This window comes from Brevundimonas sp. FV1ye28 (assembly GCF_058681135.1).
The window spans coordinates 2577536-2592777 of sequence record NZ_CM178731.1; the positions used below are offsets into that span (position 1 = coordinate 2577536).

Consider the following 15242-nt stretch of genomic DNA (forward strand, 5'->3'; position numbering starts at 1 on the left):
GACGTCACACTCGTCTCCTCCCCGTTCGCTGCTTGCGAATGGGGAGGTGGCGGCGAGCTCTTGCGAGCTGACGGAGGGGTTCTGGACGGCGGTAAGAACCCCTCCGTCTCCTCCGCTTCGCTACGGATCCACCTCCCCATCGCTTCGCGACAGGGAGGAGACGATTGGTCCTAGTGCCGGAAGACGCGCACGCCCGTGAAGGCCATGGCGATGCCCTGTTCGTCGGCGGCGGCGATGACTTCGGCGTCGCGCATGGAGCCGCCCGGCTGGATCACCGAGGTTGCGCCAGCGGCGACGGCCTCCAGCAGGCCGTCGGCGAACGGAAAGAAGGCTTCTGACGCACAGGCCGAACCCTCGGCGAGGGAGTGGGCCAGGCCCTTGGCCTCACCGGCCTCGCGGGCGCGGATGGCGGCGATGCGTGCGCTGTCGCGACGGTTCATCTGGCCGGCACCGATGCCGGCCGTCTGGCCGTCCTTGGCGTAGACGATGGCGTTGGACTTGACGTGCTTGGCCACGGTGAAGGCGAACAGCATGTCCTGGATCTCGGTCGGCGTCGGCTGGCGGCGCGTGACGATCTTGAGGTCTGCGGGCTTGATCAGGCTGCGATCGCGCGACTGGACGAGGAAGCCGCCGGCGACGCTGCGGAAGACCTCGCCCGGACCGTGCGGGTCGGGCAGACCGTCGGTGATCAGCAGGCGCAGGTTCTTCTTGGCGGCGAAGACGGCCTTGGCCTCTTCATCCGCGCCGGGGGCGATGACGACCTCGGTGAAGATTTCCGTGATGGCCCGGGCGTCGGCAGCCGTAAGCGGGCGGTTGACGGCGATGACGCCGCCGAAGGCCGAGACGGCGTCGCACTCCAGGGCGCGGGCGTAGGCTTCGGAAAGGGTCGCGCCGACAGCGACGCCGCAGGGATTGGCGTGTTTGACGATGACGCAGGCGGGCACCTCGAACTCGGCGACCAGCTCATAGGCGGCGTCGGCGTCGGCGATGTTGTTGTAGCCCAGCTCCTTGCCCTGGATCTGTTGGGCGTGGGCGACGCCGGGGCGGGCCTCTCCGGTGCGATAGAAGGCACCCGACTGGTGCGGGTTCTCGCCGTAGCGCAGGGTCTGGGCCAGCGAACCGGCGATGGATTTGCGGGCCGGGGCGGCGTCTTCGAGTCGACCGGCGAACCAGCCGGAGACGGCGGCGTCATAGGCGGCGGTGCGGGCGAAGGCGCGGGCGGCGAGCGACTTGCGCAGCGCTAGGGAGGTCGAACCGGAGGCCTTCAGCGCCTCGACGATCATGCCGATGCTCTCGCCGTCCACGGCCACGGCGACATAGCCGTGGTTCTTGGAGCCCGAGCGGATCATGGCCGGGCCGCCGATGTCGATGTTCTCGATCACGGCGTCGAAGCCGGCGCCCGAGGCAACCGTTGATTCGAACGGATAGAGGTCGATCCAGACGATATCGATCGGGTCGATGCCGTGCGCGTCCATGGCCGCCTTGTGCTCGGCGGCGTCCCGCACGCCCAGCAGGCCGCCGTGAACCACGGGGTGCAGGGTCTTGACCCGGCCGTCCATCATCTCGGGGAAGCCGGTCAGATCCGCGACGTCCTTCACAGGCAGGCCGAAGCCGGCGATGGCGGCGCGGGTGCCGCCGGTGGAGACCAGCTCGACGCCCGCCTCGTGCATGGCGCGCGCGGCGTCCTCCAGACCCGTCTTGTCGGACAGGGAGATCAGGGCGCGGACGGGCTTCACCGCGTCGGGGGCGGGCGGAAAGTCGGGAGCGGCGGGCATGAGGCGAATCCTGGGGGAGGGCGGATGCGCGCGCGTCTAGCACCGGAGGGACGCGGGGTCACCTCAAGCCGTCAGGGTTCGGCGGAAATCTAGATCCGGATGTCGAGAAGCTGGCCGAGGCGGGACAGGCGAGGGGAGTCAGCCTGGCTTGTCTGGGCGGTCTGGTTTGGCGCAGCCTGGGGTCTGGCCTGCGTCGCCTGAACCTCGTTGAGCGCCGCGCGGAAAAAGGCCGCCTGGGCCGCCTTGACCTGGGCTGACGGACCCACCGGGCTGGCAGCGGGCAGGTTGGACGGAAGATCGGGCCGGATCACGCTCATGCCGACAAGGTTAACGAAACCTGTCGAGAAAGGGTTAACGGGAAGCCTCCAGATTGACCGTGCACCCCGGCCTTCGCCGGGGTGCACGGATAGAGGATCAGTTAGCCGCGTCCCGTCGCGCCTTGGCCTCTTCCAGCGTGGTGGCCGTCGGCAGGGGCCGCACAGGCGCGTTCAGGGCCGAGGTCATGCGCTCGACATCCGCATCGGTCAGGATTGGCCCCGACGACTTGGCGACGATCCGGCCCATGGCGTCGACGGCGAAGCTCTCGGGCACGCCGGAGACGCCGAGGTCGAGGCCGGCGCGGCCTTCACGGTCGACCAGCACCATGGCGAAGGGGTCGCCCAGTTCGTCGAGGAAGGCCTGGGTCGCCTCGGGCTCGTCCTTGTAGGCGACGCCGACGACCGCGATTCCCCGGGCCTGCAACTCCAGAAGCCTGGGATGCTCGAGGCGGCACGGCGCGCACCAGCTGGCGAAGACGTTCACGATCATCGGCTTGCCGACCCCGGCCGTGCGGATGTCCACGTTCTGGGGGCCTGCGACACCGTTCTGGAGGATGGGCAGGACGGTTTCCGGGACGGTCTGGCCGATCAGGGCGTCCGGCTTGAACTCCGGATCGCGCTTCAGCGACCAGCCGATGAAAAGGGCGGCCAGCGCGACCAGAACCACCAACGGGATGACGGTAAGCCATCTACTCACGAGGCGTCGCCCTCCAGACGCTTGAGCTCGGCCGTCCATTTGCGCGAGGCGGAGACCGCGCGGGTGACGACGGCGCCGAGCACCACTGCGCTGATGCCCCAGGCGGGCCAGACGAAGGCGGCGTAGGGGCTCATGTCGAGGTCGAGCATCACGCCTCCAGCGCCTGTCGGGCGCGTAGGGTCTGGACCCGCCGGCGCGTGATCTCGGTGCGGATCGCGGTCAGCCAGACGGCCAGGAACAGGGCACCGTAGGCCGCCATCATGGTCAGAAGGGGGGCGAGGAAAACGGGATCGAGGCTCGATCCGCCCGCCCGCAGCAGGGAGGCCGGCTGGTGCAGGGTGTTCCACCAGTCGACCGAGAACTTGACGATCGGCAGGTTGATCAGCCCGACGAGACCCAGGACTGCGGCGGCGCGCGCGGCCTTCTGTTCGTCATCGATCGAGGCGCGCAGGGCCATATAGCCGAGGTAGAAGAGAAACAGCACCAGCACGCTGGTCAGCCGCGCGTCCCAGACCCACCAGGTCCCCCACATGGGCTGGCCCCAGAGCGAACCCGTGATCAGGGCCAGGGCCGTGAAGGCCGCGCCGGGCAGGGCGGCGGCGCGCGCGGCGGCGTCGGCCAGGGGGTGGCGGAAGACCAGGGCGAAGAAGCTGGAGACGCCGAGCGCCGCATAGGCGCCGAGGCCCAGGGTCGAGGCGGGCACATGGACGAACATGATCCGCACCGTGTCGCCCTGCTGATAGTCGCCGGGTGCGACGAAGCTCAGCCAGGTCCCGATGGCCAACAACACGGCCGCGATCGCCCACAGCACCGGCGTCAGCGGCCGGGTGAAGCTCATGAAACGGGCGGGATTGGCGAGGCCGAACATCGTCCGCGCGATTACGCGCCGCGCGGGGCGGGAGCAAGCGCACGCCGGGTCGCGGATACGAAAACGGGGCCGAGGCTTTCGCCCCGACCCCGTCAGTCACTTGAAAAATCCGCTAGGGACTATTCAGCGGCCTTCAGCTGACCAGCGGACTCTTTGCCGGTGCGACGGTCGCGTTCGACTTCGTACGAGACCTTCTGGCCTTCGTTCAGGCCGTTCATGCCTGCGCCTTCAACGGCCGAAACGTGCACGAACACGTCCTTGCCGCCGTCCGAGGGCTCGATGAAGCCGTAGCCTTTAGTGGAGTTGTACCATTTGACAGTGCCGGTAGCCATTTTAAGGACCTCCGTTAGCAGTTTGCATCGGGCAAGAGCGCCTGAAGCCTGTCGGGTCTGAATGGGATCGGCCAGAAACTCGGTGCGTTCGCAAAGAGAGAGGGCGTTACGCAGAGAGATCGACGGGCCTCATATGGGCGCAAAACGCCCGGTGCACAACCCGAGTCTCGATTCGTCTTGAATCAGGCTGGGACCGGACCGTCCTCATCTTCCTCTACCAGGTCGGAATCGGCGGACTTCGGCGTGTCTTCTTCGCCTTCCGGCGCGACGTAGTGCTCGACGCAAAGCTTGCGAAGCGCCGAGGTCAGCGAGCCGCCGTAGAGGCGATCCTGGACGCGCTCGTGCCCTTCCTGCTGCAGGCGGCTCTTGATGTCGCCGACGGTGCGGCACTGGCCGCTACGAGCGAGTTCATAGGCGCGTTCGAGGGTCGTGGGTCGAAAGTTATTGCTCATAGACAGAGAGATAGGCGCTCCGCCCCGATTTTGCGACCCCAGCTTAGCCGGTCGGGCGATTGCGGCGCCGCGACAAACGGTCCGCCAAGGCCTCTGCGTGCCTGAGGGTGAAGGTCAGGGCGGCGGGGCTGCCGCGTCTCGGACCGATGCTGTCGGCCATGACCGCGCCGCGATCGCCTATGGCCTCGGGCGCGCCGGTGGTGGTGTCGACTGCGGTCTGGTGTTCGATCTCGGCGTTCAGCTCGGCCCCCATCAGGATGACCTGCACGGAGATCCAGGTCCACAGCAGGAAACCCATCGCCGTGGCGAGCGGACCATAGGAGTCCAGCCGCACGAAGTTCGTGAGATACCAACTGAAGACGAAGGAGACGAGGACGCTGAGGCTGGCCGCGAAGACCGCGCCCGGCGTCAGCCAGCGCCACCGCGCTCTCTGGCGGCACGGACCGAAGCGATAGATCACCGTCAGGGCTCCGATATAGCCCGCGAACAGCAGCGGCCAGCGCAGCGGCGCCAGACGCGCCCACTCGTCCGCGAGGCCGAATACGCCCAGCACGACCGGAACGCCCACGACCAGCACGGCGCTCATCAGCACTGCGGTCAGACCGGTCAGGGTAAAGGCGAAGCACAGCAGGTTGTAGTTGACGATATTGCGCTTCTCGACCTCGTGGTAGGCGACGTTCAGGCCGTAGAACAAGGTCTTGATGCCGTTGTTGGCGGTCCACAGAGACAGGGCGAGGGTCCAGACAAGGGTGAAGGTCAGCTGCCCGGTCGAGTTGGTGGCCAGCCGCGTCAGCTCGGCGTTGATGAACTGGGCCACGTTCGAGGGCAGCACAGAATACAGGAAGGCGATCCGGCTGGCCGCATCGGTCGGGTCTGCGAACAGGCCGTAGACGGTGATGAAGGCCGCCAGCGCCGGGAACAGGGACAAGAGGACGAAAAAGGTCACTCCGCCGGCGACGAACCCCACACGGTCGCCGAAATAGGAGCCTCCCACCCGCCATAGGATGTCCAACCAACCCTTATGCGGAATGTGGTGCGGGCGCTGAGCCATCCGGCCGCGACCGGGTTCTTTGGCCTCATAGTCTTCGGGCGTCGGGGGCTTGGGCGGCGTTGGCCCAGGTCGCTCGGGGCGCAGCTCGACCCCGTACCTGTAACCTTGGGTGTAGAGCAGGTGCGCCGCCCCCGCCCCGGCCGCCAGACCCCCGACGATCGCGCCGAGAAAGGCCCAGGGCGCGGATATCGGGCCAAGGCGGCGGGGTGGTCGTTGCGGGAAGGGGGATTTCATCGCTGGCTGAACGGTCCTCGCGCCGATGACGTTCCGGCCAAGCTCCACCTTGCCTGAACTGTGCGGCTGGGGCACTGACCGACGACGGGAACGCGGGAAGGCGATGCGCTTTCCGCCCTCCATGACCCGGCCGCCTCGCGCGCGCCCCCGACGTGACGCGGCCCGAGCCGCGCGGAGCTGATCGATGACTGAACCCGCCACCCTGGTGTCCGCCTGGAAATCCGCGCAGGGCGAGCTGAAAGCCGCCCGGATCGACAGCCCGGCCATCGACGCCCGCCTGCTGCTGGAGGCGGCGACAGGCGCGACCCGGCTGGAAATCCTGACCGATCCGCACCGGCCGCTGACCGCGGACCAGTCGCAGACCCTGGACGGATATCTGGAGCGCCGCCTGCGGCGCGAGCCGGTGTCGCGCATCCTGGGGCGCAAAGGCTTCTGGAAGATCATGCTGAACGTCACGCCCGACGTGCTCAGCCCCCGCCCGGACACGGAGACCATTCTCGACATCGCCATGCTGGCCTTCGAGCCGGCCCAGACCTTCAACGTCATCGATCTGGGGACGGGCTCGGGCGCCATCCTGCTGGCCGTGCTGGCGGACCGGCCGGGCGCTCACGGAGTCGGGACGGACATCTCGTCGGAAGCCCTCGCTGTGGCCAAGGAGAATGCGGCCAACCTGGGTCTCGACAACCGCGCGACCTTCCTGCGCACCGAATGGGCGGCGGGCTTCGGCGACCACAGCTTCGATCTGGTGGTGTCCAATCCGCCCTATATCCCGTCCGATGACATCGCCGGCCTCGACCCGGAGGTGCGCGAGCATGATCCGCTTCTGGCACTGGACGGCGGCCCGGACGGCTTGCAGGCCTACCGCGACCTCGCGCCCGAGATCGCCCGCATCCTCAAGCCCGGCGGGGTATTTGCTGTCGAGATCGGCTGGGATCAGGGGGATGCGGTCAAGGCGCTGTTCGAGGCGACGGGCCTGACAGACGTCAAGGTGGTCAAGGATCTGGGCGACCGGCACCGTGTGGTGACCAACGGGCCGGACCCCCGCACGACGCCGATCCGACAGAGCTGAACCGAACAAACCCCTTGGAAACCTCCACGGCGCGCGCTAAGTCGTGGATTGTCTCCCTCCCTTCCGCATCTCGTTGAACCGCTCCAGGTCCAGCGACGCTCGGCCGGGACGCGCGTGAAGGTCGGCGGTGTTCATCGCCTGCGGACCACGACGGGCGACGAAGGTCCTTCCGATAACATCGCCGCCGGGGATTGGCCCCCAAGCGAACCGGAACCACAGACAACCGGCCTGACACCCTCGCCACAGTCGCGCAGGGACACGCCAAACCAGCACGGTAAGCCTCGATGCGAGATTTCAAGGGCATGAAGCGTCAGCGCGGCCGCAACCGGAAACCCGGTGGCGGCGGCGGCAACGCGAATGCGGCGAACCCCAACCGTTCCTGGGACTCGCAAGGTCCCGAGAACATCAAGGTCCGCGGCAACGCCCAGACCGTCTACGAGCGCTACCAGCAACTGGCTCGCGACGCCGGGTCGTCGGGCGACCGGGTTCTGGCCGAGAACTATCTCCAGCACGCCGAACACTATTTCCGCGTCCTGCGCGCCCTGCAGCCGCAGCGACCCGTCTCCGAGATCGCCGCGCGCGAACTCTCGAACCAGGGCTATGACATCGATTTCGAGGATGAGACCGGCGCCCAGGCCGCCGCCTTCCTCGCCGCGCAACAGGCCGCCGATCGCATCCAGCATCAGAGTGATGCCCGCGACGCCGAGGCCGCCCAAGGCTCGCAGCAGCCGCGTGAGCAACGCGAGTGGACGCCGCGTCCGCCGCGTGAGGACAGCCAGAACCGTGATGGGCAGAACCGCGACCGCGAGTGGACCCCGCGCCCTCCGCGCGACAATCAGGCCCGCGATAACCAGCCTCGGGACAATCAGGACGGCCAACAGCCCCGCGCCGATGGCGAGCAGGGCGAAGGCGGTCGTCGCGAGACCCGCCGCGAGCGCTGGGAGCGTCGCCGTGAGGAACGCAACCGCCGTTACGAGGCCGAAGGCGGCACGCCTGACACCCGCACCTATGAAGAGGCCGAAGGTGGCCGCTCGGAACGCAACGACCGCAACGAAGGCCGCACCGAAAGCGGTCGTGAGGGCGGCGACTTCATCGCCTCCACCGCGCCGGTGACCTACTCCCCGCCGGCCGAGTCCGCTCCGATCGAAGCGGCTCCGGCTCAGGACGAACGCCCCGCGCGTCGCACCCGCACGCCGCGTGCCGAGGCGCCGGTCGACACGACCCAGAGCCTGCCCGGCTTCCTGACCCGTTCTTCGGCCCCGGCTGCACCGGCTCCGGCGGCGTCCGAGGATGGCGAGGCTCCTGCGCCCAAGCGGCGGGCGCCGCGCAAGAAGGCTGAGGCCCCCGCCGAAGGCGAGTGATCCGCTCGTCGAGCCCGGCGTTCGGTTTACCATTGCACAACCCATAGGTGTGCAATCTTCGGCAACGGAGGTTGTGTCATGGAATTCGTCTTGCTCATCGTCGCCCTGGCCCTGGCGGGCTGTCTCGCGGGCGTGAGGCTGGGCCTTCAAGCCAGAAGCCAGTCCGCACGCCTCAGCGAGCTGAACGATTCACTGGAACATCGCATCGCCGAACGCACGCAGGAGTTGCGTCTCGCGCTCGAAGCCTCCGACGAACAGACCAAGGCCGTCGCCGCCGCCAGCCAGGCCAAGTCCGACTTCCTCGCCGGCATGTCGCACGAACTGCGCACGCCCCTCAACGCCGTCATCGGCTTCGCCGAACTGATGCGGATGAACCAGGCGGCCGAGCCCCTGACGCGGCGCCAGTCTCAGGCGGTCGAACAGATCCTCGGCTCCGGCCAGCATCTTCTCAGCCTGATCGAGGAGGTGCTGGACCTCGCGCGGATCGAGGCCGGCAAGCTGTCGATGTCGGTCGAACGGGTCGATCCCCAGCTGGTCGTCCGTCAGGTCTGCGACAATCTGAGGCCCGCAGCCGAGGCCGCCGGAGTGACCCTGCGCGCACCGGCCCCGACCGCTGGGCTAGGCGTCGTGGCGGATCGGACACGGCTGCGTCAGGTCCTGATCAACCTCGTGTCCAACGCCATCAAATACAATCGCCAGGGCGGGGACGTCCTGCTCGAGGTGCGCCTGACGGCCGACGGCGTCGCCCTGTCGGTCCACGACACCGGCGTCGGCATCCCCCAGGACCGGATGGCCGAACTGTTTCAGCCTTTCAACCGGCTGGGCCGCGAGACCTCCGACGTCGCCGGGACCGGGATAGGGCTGGCCGTCTCGCGCCGCCTGGCCGAGGCGATGAACGGGCGGCTGGAATGCGTCAGCCTGGCGGGGGAGGGTTCGACCTTCACCCTTCACCTGCCGCTCGCCCGCCAGGCCGCCGCGCCGGCCACAGCCTCACCGATCCCGACCGGAACCCTGCCCGCAGCGACCATGCTCTATGTCGAGGACAATCCCTCCAACATCGCCCTGATGCGCCACGTCGTGGCGGCGCTGGGGCCGATCCAGCTGCATGTGGCCGAGAACGGGCACGAGGGGCTGTCGCTGGCGCGTGACCTGCGCCCCGACGTCATCCTGCTGGACATCAATCTGCCCGGCCTATCGGGGTTCGAGCTCAAGGCGCGGCTGGACGCCGATCCCCTGACGCGCGGCCTGCCGGTGCTGGCCCTCAGCGCCAGCGCCATGCCGGGCGACATCAAGCGTGGCCGGGAGGCGGGCTTTCGTGACTATCTGACCAAGCCGCTCGATATCCCGGCCCTGGCCCAGGCGTTGAACCGCGCTCTGGGGTCCGTCGAACAGGCTCGATCGAACGCCGCCTAGATCCGGTCCAGCCGCGCGACGAAGAAGCCGTCGACCGACCCCTGCTCGGCCCACATCGACGGCAGGATGCGCAGCCAGCCCTCGGGCGTCAGGGCCTCGGCCGGAGCGCCCACGGTCGCGGGATCGGCAGGCATGGTCTTGAAGGCCGGGTTGCGGCGCAGGAAGGCGATGACCTGGGTCTCGCCCTCTTCCCGCTCCAGCGAGCAGACGCAGTAGACCAGGCGGCCGCCGGGCGCGACGCGCAGGGCGGCGGCGTCGAGCAGCCTGTGCTGGACATCGGCGAGCTTGGCCACCTCGGCCGGCTTGGTGGCGCGCAGGACCTCCGGGTTTCGGCGCAGGGTGCCGGTCGCGGTGCAGGGGGCGTCCAGCAGGACCGCGTCGAAGGTGCGCGGGTCCGCCCAGTCTTCTGCCGGGGTGACGACGATCTCGGCCTCCAGGCCGGTGCGTTCGAGGTTCTGGCGCAGACGACGCAGGCGCGCCTCCGACCGATCCAGAGCGACCACGGCTGCGCCCGATGCCGCGAGTTGAAGCGTCTTGCCGCCAGGGGCCGCGCACATGTCGAGCGCGGTCTCTCCGGCCCTGAGGGCCAGCAGGCGTGCGGGGACGGCGGCCGCCGCATCCTGAACCCACCAGCCGCCGGTCTCATAGCCCGACCAGGTGGCGACGTCGCCGCGTACGCCCGAACGGACGGTTCCACCGGGCAGGACGGTTCCCTCGATGGCCTCGGCCAGAGCCGCGGCGTCCTCGCCGGGCTTGAGGCTCAGGTCGGTCGGCGGCTCGTCGCGGGCGGCCAGCGCAATGGCGGCCAAGGCAGCCTCGCCATAGGTGTTTTTCCAGCGCGCCGCGATCCAGTCGGGCAGATTGCTCTCGGCCGTCGTCAGGCCGGGGCCCTCACGCTCGATGCCGCGCAGCAGGGCATTGACCAGGGCCTTGTAGGGCCTCGTCTTCGCATCGCGCTCGGCCAGTTTCACGGCCGTGGAGACGGCGGCGAAGGCGGGCGTCTCCAGCACCAGGGTCTGGGCCAGGGACACGCGCAGGATGGTGCGCACGGCCTCGGGCGGCGACTTCTGCAGGCGGCGGTTCAGGATGGTGTCGATCTCGCCCAGCCGACGCAGGGCCGCCATGGCGACGGCGCGGGCGAAGGCCCGGTCCGGGCCGGGCAGAGACTTCAGCTCGGGCAGGGCCATGGCCTCGTCCAGGCCGTTGCGACGCTCAAGCGCGGCGTTCAGCAGGACGCCGGCGGCGATGCGCGCCTCGACCCCGATGTCGGCGGCGCCGTCCGGCTCGGCGGTGCGGACCATCGGCTCGCGACGCGGACCACGTGCCTTGTCGGCCATGCGGCGCCCGCGTGCGGCGGAGCTTTTGCCCTTGGGCGTCCCCCCGCTCATACCGAAACCTGGGTGCCGAGTTCGACCACGCGGCCGGGCGGGATGTGGAAGAAGTCGGTCGGGTTGGCCGCGTTGCGCATCAGGAAGATATACAGCTTGTCCTGCCACAGGGGCATCCCCTGCGACGCCGACGGCACGACCGAGCGGCGACCGAGGAAGAAGCTGGTCGACATGATGTCGAACTTGACCCCCTGCTTGCGGCACTGGCTCAGCGCGCGCGGCACGACGGGGCTTTCCATGAAGCCGTAGCTGAGCGTGATCTTCTTGAAGTCGTCGTTGATCGGCTCGATCAGGACGCGCTCGCTCTCGTGCACGCGCGGACGGTCGGTGGTGCGGACGGTCAGGATGACGTTCTTCTCGTGCAGCACCTTGTTGTGCTTCAGATTGTGCATCAGGGCGACCGGGGCGACGTCGGGGTCCGAGGTCAGGAAGATGGCCGTCCCCGGCGACCGGTGTGGCGGACGCGCGCGCAGCATCTCGATCAGGTCCGTCAACGGCAGGCTGTCCTTCTTCGACTTGGCCGAAAGGATCTGGGACCCCCGCGTCCAGGTCCACATGATCAGCACCAGAACCGCGCCCAGAACCAGCGGCAGCCAGGCGCCATCGGGAATCTTCAACAGGTTGGAGGTCAGGAAGACGCTGTCGATGAAGCCGAACGGAATGAGCGCGCCCAGGGTCGCCCACAGCGGCCATTTCCACTTCTTGGTGATGACCGAATAGGCCATCAGGGTGTTGATCAGCATGACCCCGGTGACGGCGACGCCATAGGCCGCCGTCAGGTTGTGCGAGCTCTGGAACACGAACAGCAGGGTCAGGACCCCCACCATCAGGAAGGTGTTCACCGCCGGCACGAAGATCTGGCCGGCCTGGGTCTCGGAGGTGAAGCGGATGTCGATGCGTGGCAGGAGGCCCAACTGGACGGCCTGTTGCGTCACCGAGAAGGCGCCGGTGATGACGGCCTGGGAGGCGATGACCGTGGCGATGGTGGCCAGACCCAGCATCGGCCAGTAGGCGAACTCGGGCACCATGGACCAGAACGGATTCTCGGCCGCCGAGGGATGCGCCAGGATCAAGGCGCCCTGGCCCAGATAATTCAGCGTCAGGCAGGGCAGGACGAAGCACAGCCAGCCGGCGCGGATCGGTGCCTTTCCGAAATGGCCCATGTCGGCATAGAGGGCCTCGGCGCCCGTTACGGCAAGGAAGACGCTGCCCAGGATGATGAAACCCAGGAAGCCGTCGTTGATCAGCAGCATGACGCCGTAGTGGGGCGACAGCGCCCTCAGGACCGAGATGTCGTCGAAGATGTGATAGAGGCCGAGCCCGCCCAGCGATAGGAACCAGAGCGCCGTCAGCGGGCCGAAATATTTCGACAGGCTGGCCGTGCCGCGCGACTGGACCAGGAACAGGCCGATCAGGATCGCCGCCGAGATCGGCACGATGAAGGCGTCCAGACGCGTCCCCACGCCGGGCGCGTCCTTGACGCCCTCGATCGCCGACAGCACCGAAATCGCAGGCGTGATGATGCCGTCGCCATAGAAGAGCGCGGCGCCGCAGACCCCGAGAATGAAGATCCAGGCCGACCGCCGGCCGATCGCATGGGTCGCCAGGGCCATCAGGGCCAGGGTCCCGCCCTCGCCCTTGTTGTCGGCGCGCATCAGGAAGAGGACGTATTTGAACGTCACCACGATCATCAGGGCCCAGAAGGCCAGGGAGACGACGCCGATGACGGCCAGCTCGCCGCCGACGCCCCGCTGGGCGTGGCCGATGGCTTCGCGCAGGGCGTAAAGGGGGCTGGTGCCGATATCGCCGAACACGACGCCGATGGCGCCGATGGTCAGGGCCCAGAATCCAGCCTTGCCCGGCCCGTGGGACTGAGTCTGGCCGTTCGGCGCGGCGGTGGTCTGAGCAGGCGAGGCGAGGGGAGCGCCGTCACCGGGGGATGCGTCCCCTGCCATGAATATCCTCCGGGCGCCGCGATCGGCGGGCCCATCAAAGCGGAGGGCCTGTAGGCTCATTCCGCGGCCGGTTCAATCGCACGGAAACGGTTTCAGTTGCACCGTGTTCGGCAAGCCCCCCACCTTCGCAAGCGCAGGATTTGTGAATCTCGCCCCGCGTGCCTACCTTGGAGTCTGGAACCGAACGAAAATGTCAGACAGTCAACGCTTTCCCGTCGCCGCCCACGCCCTGGCCTATCTGGCCCACAAGGGGGCGTATGACGCCGCGCGCGCTTGCCCCAGCGCCATTCTGGCGGCTTCGGTGCCGACCAACCCGGTCGTCATCCGCCGAGTGACGGCTCTGTTGTCCAAGGCCGGGCTGATCGCGACCCGTCCGGGCGCGTCCGGCGGCTCCTGGCTGCTGCGCCAGCCGCAGGACATCAAGCTCGATGAGGTCCTGAAGGCAGTGAACGGCTGCGCCCACCTCGGCTCGCCGCCCTTGGGCGCCAAGGGTTGCCCCATCGGCGAACATATCCCGCGTCAGGTGGCCAAGGTCCTGACCCTGGCCGATCAAGCCGCATCTGAGTCGCTGTCGAAGATCACCATCGCCGACCTGCTGGCCGAAAAATCGACGGCGCTCGACGGCCTGCAGGAGCACCCCGCCTGCACCGAGGCCATCCGCGCCGCCGGCGCCGTCGCCGCCTAGGTGACAACGCCCACCATCCTGATCACCGGCGCCTCCGCAGGCATCGGCGCGGCTCTTGCCCGGGTTTATGCCGAGAAGGGTTGGGACCTGATTCTGACCGCCCGACGCGAGACGGCCCTGACCGCTCTGGCCGAGGACATCTGGAAGACCCACGGCCAGACCGCGACCGTGATCACCGCCGATCTCGCCGATCCGCAGGCTCCGGCCGGACTGGTCGAGGCCATCGCTGCGCGGGGTCTTCAGGTCGACGGCCTGATCAACAACGCCGGCTTTTCGCGCACCACGGGCTTCCTCGCCACCGATCCGGCCCAGCATGCGGCCATGGTCCAGGTCATGCTGTCGGCGCCGGTCGCCCTGTCGCGCCTCTTGCTGCCCGGCATGGTCGAGCGCGGCTTCGGGCGGATCATCAATGTCGCCTCGCTCGCCGGCCAGATGCCCGCGACCGGCGGCGACACCCTGTACGGACCGATCAAGTCCTTTCTGATCAAGGCGTCCCAAGGTCTGTGGCTGGAGACGCGCGCCACGGGCGTCCACGTCACGGCCCTGTGCCCCGGCTACACCCTGACCGAGTTCCACGACGTCAACGGCTCGCGCGAACAGGTGTCCTCGGCCTATCCCGCCTGGATGTGGCAGACGGCAGAGCATGTCGCCCGCGTCGCCTATGACGCCTGCGAGGCGGATCGACCCCGGGTCACGCCGGGGGTCATGAACAACCTCATGGCGTCCCTGGCCAAGCTGTTGCCCGACGGACTGGCGCTGAACATGGTCGCGGGCCACGCGCGGCGGCTTAAGCGCATCTGAGCCGCCGGTCGGGACGGTGGGCGGCTCAGGCTTCGGAGCGACCGCCGGAGGGGCGAGCGCCGGCCCGGCTCAGTGCCCGCCCGCCGGATAGGGCGTCGTCACCGATCCAGCGAACATGCCGGGCAGGGCCTCGCCCAGTCCCATGAGGATGAACTGGATCGCCAGGGCGCACAGGATCAGGCCCAGCACCCGCACGATGATGGCCAGGCCCACGTCGCCCAGAACCCGGCTGATCGGCCCCGTCGCGGCGAAGCAGACGAAGGACACCAGGGACGCGGCCGCGATGGCCACCAGCGAGGCGACCGTGCCGGCCGGTCCGATCTTGGCGGCCTCACCCGCCTGGATGATGATGGCCGAGATGGCGCCGGGTCCGATCATCAGGGGAATGGCGAAGGGCACGACCAGCCGCTGGAACCGCCGGCGCGCATAGCCGCGCACGTCCTGCAGATCGAGCGCCGCATCCTTGTCGGCGAAGGCGGCCAGGAAATCTCCGCGCGCCATGTCCAGGCCCAGCAACAGCAGCAGCACCCCGCCCGCGATCCGGAAGGCGGCCAGCGAGATGCCGAAGAACTGCAGCAGTCCCAGGCCGGTGAAGAAGAAGAAGGCCAGGAAGACCGCCGCGAACGCACAGATCAGGGCCGAGACCGAAATCCGCTGCCTCAGGCTCGCGCCCGCCGTGGCCGCCGCGAAGATCGGGATGTTGCCGAGCGGATCCAGCAGGGCGAACAGGGTCACGAACAGGTTGACCCCCAGATCGAGCGCGTCCATTGCCTTGTCCCTAGCCTAAATCATCAAACGCCGGTTCGCCGACGCACCCCTGTGTGTCGGTCTAGCCGGTCACGCG

The 15242-nt window shown here is 68.5% G+C and carries 16 protein-coding genes; 5 read left to right on the forward strand and 11 right to left on the reverse strand.

Translation table 11 applies throughout. From position 1 onward, the window contains the following. Positions 1 to 170: 170 nt before the first annotated feature. The 8 genes from purH to ACW171_RS12645 form a co-directional block, all read right to left on the reverse strand. A complete protein-coding gene (purH, locus tag ACW171_RS12610; RefSeq protein WP_492093702.1) occupies positions 171 to 1775 on the reverse strand; it encodes a bifunctional phosphoribosylaminoimidazolecarboxamide formyltransferase/IMP cyclohydrolase in 1605 nt (534 codons plus the stop codon). Positions 1776 to 1864: 89 nt separating this feature from the next. Further along, positions 1865 to 2092 carry a hypothetical protein gene (locus ACW171_RS12615; protein WP_492093703.1) on the reverse strand — a complete coding sequence of 76 codons (228 nt, stop codon included), beginning with the start codon at positions 2090 to 2092 and terminating at the stop codon, positions 1865 to 1867. A 97-nt stretch (positions 2093 to 2189) separates the two neighbouring features. Continuing rightward, positions 2190 to 2789: a DsbE family thiol:disulfide interchange protein gene (locus ACW171_RS12620; RefSeq protein WP_492093704.1), complete on the reverse strand. Its 600-nt coding sequence runs from the start codon at positions 2787 to 2789 to the stop codon at positions 2190 to 2192. Further along, a complete protein-coding gene (gene ccmD / locus ACW171_RS12625) occupies positions 2786 to 2938 on the reverse strand; it encodes a heme exporter protein CcmD (protein WP_492093706.1) in 153 nt (50 codons plus the stop codon). The genes ACW171_RS12620 and ccmD overlap by 4 nt, the downstream gene beginning before the upstream one ends. Further along, entirely contained in the window at positions 2938 to 3657 is a 720-nt protein-coding gene (locus ACW171_RS12630) for a heme ABC transporter permease (RefSeq protein WP_492093707.1), read from the reverse strand. The genes ccmD and ACW171_RS12630 overlap by 1 nt, the downstream gene beginning before the upstream one ends. 119 nt (positions 3658 to 3776) lie before the next feature. Next, the gene (locus ACW171_RS12635; protein WP_298158945.1) at positions 3777 to 3989 is read right to left on the reverse strand and encodes a cold-shock protein; all 213 of its coding nucleotides are present in this window, start codon (positions 3987 to 3989) and stop codon (positions 3777 to 3779) included. 182 nt (positions 3990 to 4171) lie between these two features. Beyond that, positions 4172 to 4441 carry a hypothetical protein gene (locus ACW171_RS12640; RefSeq protein ID WP_492093709.1) on the reverse strand — a complete coding sequence of 90 codons (270 nt, stop codon included), beginning with the start codon at positions 4439 to 4441 and terminating at the stop codon, positions 4172 to 4174. A gap of 43 nt (positions 4442 to 4484) precedes the next feature. Continuing rightward, positions 4485 to 5726 (reverse strand): YihY/virulence factor BrkB family protein, encoded by a 1242-nt coding sequence (locus ACW171_RS12645; RefSeq protein ID WP_492093710.1) that lies wholly within the window; start codon positions 5724 to 5726, stop codon positions 4485 to 4487. A gap of 184 nt (positions 5727 to 5910) precedes the next feature. Here ACW171_RS12645 and prmC point away from each other — a divergent pair, with 184 nt between their 5' ends. The 3 genes from prmC to ACW171_RS12660 all read left to right on the forward strand — a co-directional run bounded on the left by prmC (position 5911) and on the right by ACW171_RS12660 (position 9569). Further along, positions 5911 to 6795, forward strand: coding sequence for a peptide chain release factor N(5)-glutamine methyltransferase (gene prmC, locus ACW171_RS12650; RefSeq protein ID WP_492093711.1), 885 nt, complete (start codon positions 5911 to 5913; stop codon positions 6793 to 6795). 284 nt (positions 6796 to 7079) lie between these two features. After that, positions 7080 to 8156 carry a DUF4167 domain-containing protein gene (locus ACW171_RS12655; protein WP_492093712.1) on the forward strand — a complete coding sequence of 359 codons (1077 nt, stop codon included), beginning with the start codon at positions 7080 to 7082 and terminating at the stop codon, positions 8154 to 8156. A 78-nt stretch (positions 8157 to 8234) separates the two neighbouring features. Beyond that, positions 8235 to 9569: an ATP-binding response regulator gene (locus ACW171_RS12660; RefSeq protein ID WP_492093713.1), complete on the forward strand. Its 1335-nt coding sequence runs from the start codon at positions 8235 to 8237 to the stop codon at positions 9567 to 9569. On the opposite strand, the gene ACW171_RS12665 is transcribed toward ACW171_RS12660, so the two are convergent. Together ACW171_RS12665 and ACW171_RS12670 are read right to left on the reverse strand one after the other, a co-directional pair. Continuing rightward, positions 9566 to 10906: an RsmB/NOP family class I SAM-dependent RNA methyltransferase gene (locus ACW171_RS12665; RefSeq protein ID WP_492093714.1), complete on the reverse strand. Its 1341-nt coding sequence runs from the start codon at positions 10904 to 10906 to the stop codon at positions 9566 to 9568. The two genes, ACW171_RS12660 and ACW171_RS12665, sit on opposite strands and share 4 nt — an antisense overlap. 47 nt (positions 10907 to 10953) lie before the next feature. Further along, a complete protein-coding gene (locus ACW171_RS12670) occupies positions 10954 to 12912 on the reverse strand; it encodes a potassium transporter Kup (RefSeq protein WP_492093716.1) in 1959 nt (652 codons plus the stop codon). Between the two features lie 190 nt (positions 12913 to 13102). Between ACW171_RS12670 and ACW171_RS12675 the strand changes: the two genes are divergently transcribed. Both ACW171_RS12675 and ACW171_RS12680 read left to right on the forward strand, forming a co-directional pair. Then, a complete protein-coding gene (locus tag ACW171_RS12675) occupies positions 13103 to 13597 on the forward strand; it encodes an Rrf2 family transcriptional regulator (protein WP_492093718.1) in 495 nt (164 codons plus the stop codon). Continuing rightward, complete coding sequence (locus ACW171_RS12680) at positions 13598 to 14398, forward strand: SDR family NAD(P)-dependent oxidoreductase (RefSeq protein WP_492093719.1); 801 nt, start codon at positions 13598 to 13600, stop codon at positions 14396 to 14398. It abuts the gene before it with no gap. A 69-nt stretch (positions 14399 to 14467) separates the two neighbouring features. On the opposite strand, the gene ACW171_RS12685 is transcribed toward ACW171_RS12680, so the two are convergent. Then, complete coding sequence (locus ACW171_RS12685) at positions 14468 to 15166, reverse strand: MarC family protein (RefSeq protein ID WP_492093720.1); 699 nt, start codon at positions 15164 to 15166, stop codon at positions 14468 to 14470. Between the last annotated feature and the right edge of the window lie 76 nt (positions 15167 to 15242).

What these genes read in the sequence shown, in the direction of transcription:
- purH (WP_492093702.1), bottom strand. Translation starts at nt 1,775, where the DNA reads ATGCCCGCCGCTCCCGACTTTCCGCCCGCCCCCGACGCGGTGAAGCCC.
- ACW171_RS12615 (WP_492093703.1), bottom strand. Translation starts at nt 2,092, where the DNA reads ATGAGCGTGATCCGGCCCGATCTTCCGTCCAACCTGCCCGCTGCCAGC.
- ccmD (WP_492093706.1), bottom strand. Translation starts at nt 2,938, where the DNA reads ATGCTCGACCTCGACATGAGCCCCTACGCCGCCTTCGTCTGGCCCGCC.
- ACW171_RS12630 (WP_492093707.1), bottom strand. Translation starts at nt 3,657, where the DNA reads ATGTTCGGCCTCGCCAATCCCGCCCGTTTCATGAGCTTCACCCGGCCG.
- ACW171_RS12635 (WP_298158945.1), bottom strand. Translation starts at nt 3,989, where the DNA reads ATGGCTACCGGCACTGTCAAATGGTACAACTCCACTAAAGGCTACGGC.
- ACW171_RS12640 (WP_492093709.1), bottom strand. Translation starts at nt 4,441, where the DNA reads ATGAGCAATAACTTTCGACCCACGACCCTCGAACGCGCCTATGAACTC.
- ACW171_RS12645 (WP_492093710.1), bottom strand. Translation starts at nt 5,726, where the DNA reads ATGAAATCCCCCTTCCCGCAACGACCACCCCGCCGCCTTGGCCCGATA.
- prmC (WP_492093711.1), top strand. Translation starts at nt 5,911, where the DNA reads ATGACTGAACCCGCCACCCTGGTGTCCGCCTGGAAATCCGCGCAGGGC.
- ACW171_RS12655 (WP_492093712.1), top strand. Translation starts at nt 7,080, where the DNA reads ATGCGAGATTTCAAGGGCATGAAGCGTCAGCGCGGCCGCAACCGGAAA.
- ACW171_RS12660 (WP_492093713.1), top strand. Translation starts at nt 8,235, where the DNA reads ATGGAATTCGTCTTGCTCATCGTCGCCCTGGCCCTGGCGGGCTGTCTC.
- ACW171_RS12665 (WP_492093714.1), bottom strand. Translation starts at nt 10,906, where the DNA reads ATGGCCGACAAGGCACGTGGTCCGCGTCGCGAGCCGATGGTCCGCACC.
- ACW171_RS12670 (WP_492093716.1), bottom strand. Translation starts at nt 12,912, where the DNA reads ATGGCAGGGGACGCATCCCCCGGTGACGGCGCTCCCCTCGCCTCGCCT.
- ACW171_RS12675 (WP_492093718.1), top strand. Translation starts at nt 13,103, where the DNA reads ATGTCAGACAGTCAACGCTTTCCCGTCGCCGCCCACGCCCTGGCCTAT.
- ACW171_RS12685 (WP_492093720.1), bottom strand. Translation starts at nt 15,166, where the DNA reads ATGGACGCGCTCGATCTGGGGGTCAACCTGTTCGTGACCCTGTTCGCC.